The organism is Caldisalinibacter kiritimatiensis (genome assembly GCF_000387765.1).
Classification (GTDB): domain Bacteria; phylum Bacillota; class Clostridia; order Tissierellales; family Caldisalinibacteraceae; genus Caldisalinibacter; species Caldisalinibacter kiritimatiensis.
Genome location: NZ_ARZA01000197.1, coordinates 1 through 736, shown reverse-complemented (window position 1 = coordinate 736; position 736 = coordinate 1). Strand labels below are relative to the sequence as shown.

Below are 736 nucleotides of genomic sequence, written 5' to 3'. Positions count from 1 at the left end.
TAAACAATAATATTTTGTTTAACGGGTATATTATATATGAAATTATTTATTATGCAATACATTTAACAAAAAATTTATGGAGGGAGATAATATAATGAATTTTCAAAATGTAAAAAATTTTGACCCTGAAATTATGAAAGGAATTGATCTAGAAATTAACAGACAGAGAAATAAAATCGAGTTAATAGCATCAGAAAACTTTGTTTCAGAAAGAGTTATGGAAGTGATGGGAAGTCAGTTAACTAACAAATACGCTGAAGGCTATCCAGGAAAAAGATATTATGGTGGATGTGAATATGTAGATGTAGCTGAAGACTTAGCAAGAGAAAGACTAAAAAAGCTTTTTGGTGCAGAACATGCAAATGTACAACCACATTCAGGTTCAAATGCTAATTTAGCTGTATATTTTGCTGTACTAAAACCGGGAGATAAAGTATTAGGAATGAATCTTTCACATGGTGGTCACTTGACTCATGGAAGTCCTGTTAATATATCTGGAACATACTATAATTTTATCTCTTATGGTGTAAATAAGGAAACTGAAATAATAGATTATGAAGAAGTTAGAGAAATAGCTCTTAAAGAAAAACCAAAGCTTATAGTAGCTGGAGCTAGTGCATATCCTAGGTTTATAGATTTTAAAAAGTTTAGAGAAATAGCAGATGAGGTAGAAGCCTATTTAATGGTAGATATGGCTCATATAGCTGGTTTAGTGGCAGCAGGATTACATCCAAAC

The 736-nt window shown here is 31.0% G+C and carries 1 protein-coding gene; it reads left to right on the top strand.

The window, feature by feature from the left end; genetic code table 11:
- Positions 1–94: 94 nt before the first annotated feature.
- Positions 95–736: serine hydroxymethyltransferase (locus tag L21TH_RS08690; protein ID WP_034429802.1), on the top strand; the 642-nt coding region annotated here is incomplete at its 3' end.